Below are 8,664 nucleotides of genomic sequence, written 5' to 3'. Positions count from 1 at the left end.
GAGCTGTAAGGCTCTAAATACTCACTTGCTGTTATGCCCTTACATTGGCATACAGTGTCGATTGAAAGCGATGTCGGCTCCGACAGCAATGCTACAACGGCAATATTCAAGATAGCCATTTTAAGCAATTTTTTTTGCTTAGGCTATCTAGGGTGAATATTGCCGAAATCTGCTCAATCTCACCAACCGCAAGGCGGTTGAAGCGAAGCGAAAACGACTAAGGTTGTGAGGTTGAAGCAGATAAGCGCCTTATTGTAATAGCGCCTATTCCCAGTACATATATAAGTATTGCTTATATATAGTTTTACTTATAAAGACTTTAAATAACAAACTATTAGAACAATAGAGAACAATTACAAAAGTATCTAAAATACCCCTTGATTGTTTTGTGAGTACAAATTAATATATGTATAAATAGTTAGGGAATATACCTATGATTAAATCTACTAAAGGTAAGACAAGATCAACAATGATTGGTAATCAAAACAGTGTTAAAGAAGTTGTCAAAGAAGATAGATTTCAAACACGTATGAACCATGAAGATAAGTTGAAACTTATTAAATTCTGCAAAGATAACAATTTAAGCCAAACAGATTTTTTAATTAATTCAATGGTCGATAAAGGCATTCTTCCTGAAAGCAGACGATCAGTAAAAACAACAGACAATACTTAATTTAAAGGAAAAGAACATGAGCAATAACACTGAAAAATTATCTAAAGTAATAGCATTGGTTAATCAGAAAGGCGGTGTATCTAAAACAACGACTTCAATTAATTTAGCTATGGGCTTATCTCTACGTGGGTATGACGTACTGTTAGTTGATGGTGACCCGCAAGCTAGTTCACTTGACTGGGCTACTGTACGTGAAGAAGCAGATATTGATTTAGGCTTTACTGTTATTGGTGTACCAAAAACCAACTTAGCCAAAGAGATTGCTAAAATTAAATCAAAATATGACTTTGTAATCACTGACAGCGCAGGCAGACAGTCAGAATTAACACGCCTTGCTATTGTAGCTTGTGACGTTGCGATCGTTCCAAATACGACAAGTCCATTGGATGCTTGGGCTACTAAAGAAACCTTAAAATCAATCAATGAAATTAAGGGCTATCGTGATTTTTCAGCTTACTTTTTATTGAGTGGCGTAAACCCACAAACTAAGGTCTTTAATGAGGTTAAAGAGTGGTTAGCTGAAAGTTACCCTTTACCAATTTTGGACACTAAGATTGCGTTACGAACTGCTTTTTCACGTTCATTGGGCGAGGGCTTGTCTATCTATGAATATAAAGATGATCATGGGAAACAGGATAAGAAAGCAATTGCCGAAGTCGATGCTTTAATTGATGAAATTTTACAACGTGAGGGAATGACTGAATGAAAGCACCTAAAGGCAATGCTACTGTGACCAGTAGCAATGCCCATATTGCAAATGAAAAGGCTCACATTGTTAATTCTTTGAACTTTGACAAAATTCAAAAAATTAAGATCAATCCCGATCTATACAAAAAGATCGAGAAAGTAGCGGATAAAAGAAAAGTCGTACTAGCAGATATTGCTAGATCGGCTTTGGACTTCTATTTAAACAATCCAAGTGCGCCATACAGTGAAGAATTAAGTAAGGGTAATTCTAAGCAATTAATCTACACCATTAATCACTTGTATGATGTGAAGATAAACAGCTTTAAGGCTGTTCATGGTATCAACCGAAGTGACCAAATTAGACAGGCATTATCGGCTTGGCTTATCAATGAAAACTTATTAAAGCTTGATGAAAATTAAGGGCTTGATATGAACCTAAATGATCTAAAAAATAAGGTGATCATAAATAATGAAATTGATCAAAAAAACTTTGATTACCTAATTACACAGGTAGATCAGGTTGCAATTGAGTACGCTATAAATGAATTGGAGAGCCAAAATAAGCGACCCTATCTATCTAATATTTTTAAGTTGCTAGAAATACCGCCCCGCCAATAAGTGGGGCTTATTTGTCTTTGGAGGGACTGACATGCAGAAAATTATAATCAGGGTACTTATCATCACTGGCTTTTTAATGCCTGCAATTATTATGTTCTTTTTCCCTAGCTTAACTGGGACTAAGTTTTTTTGGTTAAGTATGCTTGTATTCTGTTTTCTAATTTTGCGAATACGTGGAATTTTGCTACTTTTGGGCATTACTTATGCCAGTCTATCTTCTATGTTTTCCCGCCATTAAAACCGCCCTACCCTATTAATTAAAACCGTTTTAGCACGTATGGACTTGCAATTTCATTGCTTGGTCCATACTTGGCCAAAACTCTTACTGTGAAAAATCATATTCCGATGCTTGGTCAAAACTGCAAGTATGCAGTCTTGACCAGGCATCTACTTTATTGAATGATTTAAGTGGGTTATGAGTGCGGGGGAAATGTCAAAAAGGTCAGTCCATATTTTTTATAGTACCGCCAACTAAAGTTATAGGTATCCATTTAAAATCGTATCGTTCATAACTACCTTTTGCCCCATACCAATACAAGTGATAGTGCGCCCGCCTTAAATGTGGTCTGCGGTGTACTTTTGATGATTGTTTAGAATATTCAGTTAATTGATCATTTACGGCTTTAATCTGCTTAGACATTTCCTTGCCTGCAATAAAAGGCTTGTACTTTTGGGCTTCAAATAATCTAGGCACACGCTTTACGGTCTGAACGCCTACCCTTTCCTTATGGTTGTCAGGAAGCAATGGGACATAATCAGGCTTAGATAAACTGAACCAAAGCAAAATATTGATAAGTTGCTTTTGTAGGGATTGGTATTGATCTATTTCATTTTCATCTAATATTGAACGGTCATCATGAAATTCATCTATGAAATCTGATAAACAATCTTCTATAGCTTTTTCTTCATTGACTAATAAGACGATTGTTCGAGTTAAACCAGTATCAAGAAAAATCGTAGATACTAAAACTTTTTGATAGCAAAGTTCAGTTAAGGTAAATATCACTCCATAAATTTTAGATTGCTGAAAGTGCAAATCAAAATTATCAGTTTGAACGTAAATGCACAGCTCAGGAACATTGATCAAAAAGTTTGGCAAATTGCCCTCAAATTTACTTTTTGTTAGTTCAGTTGCTACCTCATTTTCAAATCTATAAATATTCTTTGTCAGCATCCAAGAACCGAGCGTGACCAGTTCACCAGTAGGACAAGGCAAATTATTGATTAGATGATCGGGAATTGCATCACCAACATTTAAACCTTTCTGCCAGTCTGGAGCATAGCAGTCTAAGCCTGCATATATCCAATCATCCCAAGTGACCAAAGAACTAATTTTTTTATCATCGTTTTTATACTTGATAGCCTTTGATTCAATCTTATTAAAGATACCCTTAAAACTTGCTTTCAAGTGTTGGCAACGTGCAGTAACGACCTTTAAAGGTATTGCAAATTCATTAGATAAGTTCGCCATGAAGCCCTGCCCTGCTTTTAATTAAGTAATTCTATAACACTATATCTAGTGCGGATCTCATACCTACTAGCCACTATATATAGTGTTTCTACTATCGCCCTCTATGCCTGCGAGAACGGTAGCCCTTGCCTACAGTCGGTTGATTGCTCAAAGCTTTACTTAGCATTGGGTATGCTGAAGCATTCCCAATACGTGCGTAAACTTTCGAGCTAATATTATACCTAAGTTGTATTGTACTCACAAATCATATTATGCGTATTAATGTTAATTAGTATAGCAGTAATAATAATTTCAAAAGTTTACATATATTGTTTTGTACTCACAAATCATTATATGTATAATGTATTTATTAAGTCGATTGGCGACTTAAATAATAGGTGATTAATTATGAACAATATTTTCACAAAGTTGGATACTAAAAAAATAGTTATTGAACTACTAAATGCTTTTGAAAAAGCAAACTTCGATTACTACTCAAGAGCCTATCTTGAAAGTCCAAAAGGTACATTTTGCGTGTCCTTTGGAAACTGTCAAATGCAAGATGCAAACATTATTACTATCTACATAGATAAAGCACCACATGAGTTTTATTTCACCCATGAACATTCCAATATTGCTGAAGCACATCACGAAGCAATTAATCTATTTAAACAAATTTTAGACTTTTACTTTACCTATCTAAAGCAAACATAAGTAAGCCCCGCAAGGGGCTTTTTTAATGCCTGCGGGCTTGGTTCAGATCGGGAGTGACCAAAACCACAGGAAAGGGAAACAACCCACTACAGCGAAAAATAAGAGCAATCAGGGCGCATAACGCTATTACATTAATTTACCTATATTGTTTTGTACTCACAAATCAATATAGGTATAATATATTTGTCAGGTCGATTGGCGATCTAATAAAAAAGGCTTTGAGTTATGACCAGTAAAGAACAACTTTCGTTAGAGTTGCCTATAGTTGAAACAGCTCAATCATACAAAGATATGAAAGGGCTATATAGCGTTGATATTTCCCATATATACCGCTTTTATATTCTCCTTAATTGGTATGGGGTACTAGAAAAAAGCAAAGTGATTAAAGCGGGCAGTGATGCAATTTTTGAATGTGATAATGAAATGATTGCAGATGAAATTTTAAATTGCATTCCGAGCTGTAAAAAAAGAAAGGTTTATCGAGTACCAAATTTTAACCCTATTTATTTTTCAGGAATAGATAAGCCATCGGTAAACCGTTGGAAGTTTTCAGTAGAAAGAAAACTAGGCTATGAAAAATCAATTTACTTTAGATCAGTTGCAAGCCGTTGGGATTATTAACCCCCTGCCCTAGTCGCAACCCTGCGGGATTGCTTTGTAAGTCCCGCTTAGGGGCAAAGGGGAGTAGTTGCGGTTCTGCGGTCAGCTCGACAAAATCACAGATTTTGTCGGCTTCGCTTGAACCTTGCAACGGTAATCAGGGAGGGAAGAATTTTTATATTTCTTCAGTTCGCAAAGTAGACACTTTGCTCTATTGATACCGCCTAGAGTTTTACACTTGTTTACATATATTGTTTTGTACTCACAAATCAATTTAGGTATAATGTATTTATCAGGTCGATTGGCGACCTCATACAAAAGGTACTCGAAAATGAAAAATTTTACTCAAAATGAAAAAGGTCAAATGTTCTATGAGGGCAGTTTGGTTTTAACTGCTAAAGACGGTTCGGTTTTTTTTGTATCAACTGAAATGCTTGTATGTAAGGCGTATCGAGCAAAAGCAAAAAAACCATTTATCAATACTCACTACAGAACAATTGAGCGTTTAAAACAAGCCGTTGGGGAAAGTATCCAATCATGTAATGCAAGATATGAGCAAAAATTACAGAACAAAGAAAAAACCGCAGAGCGTTTAAAAAAATTCCGTGAAGAACTACAGGTAGGCGATATTTTATCTACATGCTGGGGCTATGAACAAACCAACGTAGAATTTTATCAAGTGGTATCTAAGAAAGGCGCATTTTGTGAAGTTCGGGAAATTGCTAAACGCTCACATGATACGGCTTTTATGCAAAGTGAAGTATCACCAAAGCAAAACGAATTTATTGGAGAACCAATTAAAAAGAAAATTTTAGACGGCTATATCATGATCACAAGCTATATCAGAGCGACACCGCACGAATACGAAACACTAGCAACAGGCACAAAGGTTTATAAGCGCAGTTATGTTTCATCATACGCATAATTAAAAGAAGCCCCGCAAGGGGCTTTTTTAATGCCTGCGGGCTTGGTTCAGATCGGGAGTGACCAAAACCACAGGAAAGAGAAACAACCCGCTACAGCGCAAATCTGAAGCATTCAAGACACACAATAATAATTACACTTGTTTACATATATTGTTTTGTACTCACAAATCAATTTAGGTATAATGTATTTATCAGGTCGATTGGCGACCTCATACAAAGGAATTAAAAAATGACTGATTTAGTTTTGTTGACTGATGAAGAAATCGCAGACATGAGCTATGACAGCTTTAATAAAACCGACCTAGTTGCTATGCAGTCAATGCAAGAAAGCGAATTTCCACGCTATACAGTTGCAATGGCTCATACAATTTATGTATGGGAAAATATCTTATATCAAGAAGCAAGCCGATTATGTGAAAGCTATGACGGGGGAGTATGGGAAACTAAAAACGGCTTTTGGACTTTGCAATCTGATTCAATTTTTTATATGGAAAATGGATGGGACGAAGCGTTTAACCTGAATGCCCTAGAATTTTCAATTGTGGTAAATTTATTTGCATTGTCTAAAATTGCAATGATGACATACAGCTCAAAACCTGCAATCAATCGCAGAGCCGTTTTTTTTAGTGATTACATAAAAGACGTTATACATAAAAATAGGAATGTTTTAGATACTACAGCAATTTATAAATTGATTTATTAAAAGAAAAGAAGCCCCGCAAGGGGCTTTTTTAATGCCTGCGGGCTTGGTTCAGATCGGGAGTGACCAAAACCACAGGAAAGAGAAACAACCCGCTACAGCGCAAATCTGAAGCATTCAAGACACACAATAAAAATTACACTTGTTTACATATATTGTTTTGTACTAACAAATCAATTTAGGTATAATGTTTTTATTAAGTCGATTGGCGACTTAAATTAAAAAGGTATTGAATTATGAACGACCAAAATAACAATGATGCAATCAAAGCAGAACGCTTAAACCGTTATGAAGAACGCCAACAAAACCGCTTAGATCGTTATGAAGCTTTAGCTGATAAAGCAACAGTAAAAAGCACAGTATTGGCGACACGTTCAAATCAAATGGTTGAATGTATACCGTTTGGACAGCCAGTTTTAGTTGGTCATCATAGTGAAAAACGAGATAGAAACTTTCGTTCTAAAATTCACTCTATTATGGGTAAATCAGTTCAGGAAATGAAGAAAGCCGAATACTATCAAAATAAAGCTGATAGCGTAGGCAAGGGCGGTATTTCAAGTGACGACCCTAATGCAATAGAAAAACTTAAAAGCAAGCTTGAGAAGTTACAGCAGGCGCAAGAGTTAATGAAAAAGGCTAACAAGTTAATTAAAAAATTTCCCGAACACAATGCACGTTTAGAGGGATTAATTGAACTTGGATTCTCTGAAGAAAAAGCTATAGACGTATTAAATCCTAAATATGGCTCAATTGGTTTTGCAAGCTATTCACTTCAGAATAATAATGCTGAAATTAACCGCTTGAAAAAGCGTATTGCAGAATTGCAAACACTTGAAAATAGAACTTCAAATGAAGTTGAGAACGATCTTTATAAATATACAGAATGCAAAATAGAAAACCGTTGCATGTTTATATTTGATGGTAAACCTACGGAAGAAATACGCCAAATTTTAAAAAGTAATGGTTTTAAATGGTCGCCAAGTCGGGGCGCTTGGGTACGCCAGTTAAATGCAAATGGGATATACGCATCTAAACGAGTAATAAGCCTTATAGATCAAATATAATAAAGTAAGCCCTGCGGGGCTTTCTTTACTAATCAATGAAGCAATTTAAGGAAAGGTTAAAATGATTGAAAAATTATCTTTTGTTGGGCTAAAGGTGATCGAGTGTTTTAAAGATGCTGGGTTAGATCAAGTTTACATTGATGATAAAATAGAGGAGTTTTCTACATTAAATAATTATGCATCATTACACAAAGCGCTAAGAATACTTGATGATAAAAACATGCACAGACTAGCCCAAAAACTAGGTGTACATATTGAAGATTTAGAATCAACATTACTGGTTTTAAATCAAATATAGAAACCAAAAAAGTGGTGATAAAGTCGCCCGCAATTTTTTTGCGGGTGATATTCCAATGAAGCAAAAAAATTGCGGTTCATTGCGAATCAAATTTATGGATATGCAAAAAAGCATAGTCTTAACAGGTAAGAGCTAACATAAAGTTATTGAGGTCACTAATATGAATAATGCACAGTTCAAAATAGAATGCTTTAAGAATGGCTTATACAGTCGGGAACAGGTTATAGATTTTTATAATGTAGTCTATGAAGAAAATACAAAGTTCAATAAGCGTGATGCTCAATTATGGATGAATGGCAAAACTTCATATATCTATACAATAGATCAAACAGCTATAGATATGATCAATATGTTAAATAAAATTAGAGCCGAACTAATTGCAGAAGAAAGCGAAAGAATCCAAAAAGGCAAACCAAGATACACTAAGCTTTTTAAATCTGAAGTTGATTTATGGGCGGTACACAATGAACTTTTGAATCTACCATTAAACTTTTATCACTCAATATTGTTAGAGTTGAAAGTAACTGAATTAGATTACTATGAGAACATAGAGCAAATGGAAAATTTTAATGAAAAACACTAAGTATAAATCTAAAATTCTGATGATAATTATTTATACACTTGTAGGAATGTTGGCAGGGTATAACATTGGGAATTTTATAAGTAGCCACTGGTACAATGATCTTGGACAACCAAATCAAGATTTTTACGAAATGATTAAAATATTTTTTAATCTAGCTACAACTTTGCTATTTGGTACTGCCTGCTTATATATTTTTAAAGATGATATTAAAAACTAAACTCTAGGCGGTATCAATAGAGCAAAGTGTCTACTTTGCGAACTGAAGAAATATAAAAATTCTTCCCTCCCTGATTACCGTTGCAAGGTTCAAGCGAAGCCGACAAAATCTGTGATTTTGTCGAGCTGACCGCA

Annotated in this window: 12 protein-coding genes; 11 read left to right on the top strand and 1 reads right to left on the bottom strand. The window is 35.1% G+C overall.

Features of this window, described 5'->3' with window-relative positions:
- The first annotated feature begins 433 nt into the window (after window positions 1-433).
- The 3 genes from CDG61_RS00435 to CDG61_RS00425 are packed head-to-tail and all read left to right on the top strand — an operon-like array spanning window position 434 to window position 1,780.
- On the top strand, window positions 434-673 hold the full coding sequence (locus CDG61_RS00435) for a hypothetical protein (RefSeq protein WP_005000443.1): 240 nt from the start codon (window positions 434-436) through the stop codon (window positions 671-673).
- A 16-nt stretch (window positions 674-689) separates the two neighbouring features.
- The gene (gene parA, locus CDG61_RS00430; RefSeq protein ID WP_005000446.1) at window positions 690-1,379 is read left to right on the top strand and encodes a ParA family partition ATPase; all 690 of its coding nucleotides are present in this window, start codon (window positions 690-692) and stop codon (window positions 1,377-1,379) included.
- On the top strand, window positions 1,376-1,780 hold the full coding sequence (locus CDG61_RS00425; protein ID WP_005000449.1) for a hypothetical protein: 405 nt from the start codon (window positions 1,376-1,378) through the stop codon (window positions 1,778-1,780). Before parA ends, CDG61_RS00425 begins: the two co-directional genes overlap by 4 nt.
- 640 nt (window positions 1,781-2,420) lie before the next feature.
- Here CDG61_RS00425 and CDG61_RS00410 read toward each other — a convergent pair.
- A complete protein-coding gene (locus tag CDG61_RS00410) occupies window positions 2,421-3,449 on the bottom strand; it encodes a hypothetical protein (protein WP_005000195.1) in 1,029 nt (342 codons plus the stop codon).
- Window positions 3,450-3,836: 387 nt separating this feature from the next.
- On the opposite strand from CDG61_RS00410, the gene CDG61_RS00405 reads away from it, so the two are divergent.
- The 8 genes from CDG61_RS00405 to CDG61_RS00370 all read left to right on the top strand — a co-directional run bounded on the left by CDG61_RS00405 (window position 3,837) and on the right by CDG61_RS00370 (window position 8,530).
- On the top strand, window positions 3,837-4,142 hold the full coding sequence (locus CDG61_RS00405) for a hypothetical protein (RefSeq protein WP_005000193.1): 306 nt from the start codon (window positions 3,837-3,839) through the stop codon (window positions 4,140-4,142).
- A gap of 225 nt (window positions 4,143-4,367) precedes the next feature.
- Window positions 4,368-4,763: a hypothetical protein gene (locus tag CDG61_RS00400; protein WP_005000189.1), complete on the top strand. Its 396-nt coding sequence runs from the start codon at window positions 4,368-4,370 to the stop codon at window positions 4,761-4,763.
- 310 nt (window positions 4,764-5,073) lie between these two features.
- Window positions 5,074-5,667 (top strand): hypothetical protein, encoded by a 594-nt coding sequence (locus tag CDG61_RS00395; protein ID WP_017480466.1) that lies wholly within the window; start codon window positions 5,074-5,076, stop codon window positions 5,665-5,667.
- A 230-nt stretch (window positions 5,668-5,897) separates the two neighbouring features.
- Window positions 5,898-6,371: a hypothetical protein gene (locus tag CDG61_RS00390; RefSeq protein ID WP_015060716.1), complete on the top strand. Its 474-nt coding sequence runs from the start codon at window positions 5,898-5,900 to the stop codon at window positions 6,369-6,371.
- Between the two features lie 233 nt (window positions 6,372-6,604).
- Window positions 6,605-7,432: a DUF3560 domain-containing protein gene (locus CDG61_RS00385; protein ID WP_015060717.1), complete on the top strand. Its 828-nt coding sequence runs from the start codon at window positions 6,605-6,607 to the stop codon at window positions 7,430-7,432.
- 61 nt (window positions 7,433-7,493) lie between these two features.
- Window positions 7,494-7,730, top strand: coding sequence for a hypothetical protein (locus CDG61_RS00380; RefSeq protein WP_015060718.1), 237 nt, complete (start codon window positions 7,494-7,496; stop codon window positions 7,728-7,730).
- Window positions 7,731-7,890: 160 nt separating this feature from the next.
- The gene (locus tag CDG61_RS00375) at window positions 7,891-8,313 is read left to right on the top strand and encodes a hypothetical protein (protein WP_015060719.1); all 423 of its coding nucleotides are present in this window, start codon (window positions 7,891-7,893) and stop codon (window positions 8,311-8,313) included.
- Window positions 8,300-8,530 carry a hypothetical protein gene (locus tag CDG61_RS00370; RefSeq protein WP_017480467.1) on the top strand — a complete coding sequence of 77 codons (231 nt, stop codon included), beginning with the start codon at window positions 8,300-8,302 and terminating at the stop codon, window positions 8,528-8,530. The genes CDG61_RS00375 and CDG61_RS00370 overlap by 14 nt, the downstream gene beginning before the upstream one ends.
- Window positions 8,531-8,664 lie beyond the last annotated feature (134 nt).

Origin of the sequence: Acinetobacter sp. WCHAc010052, from assembly GCF_002165295.2 — a bacterium.
Lineage (GTDB): Bacteria > Pseudomonadota > Gammaproteobacteria > Pseudomonadales > Moraxellaceae > Acinetobacter > Acinetobacter chinensis.
Note: the sequence above shows the minus strand (reverse complement) of the source record. Positions and strands in the feature narration are given on the sequence as shown.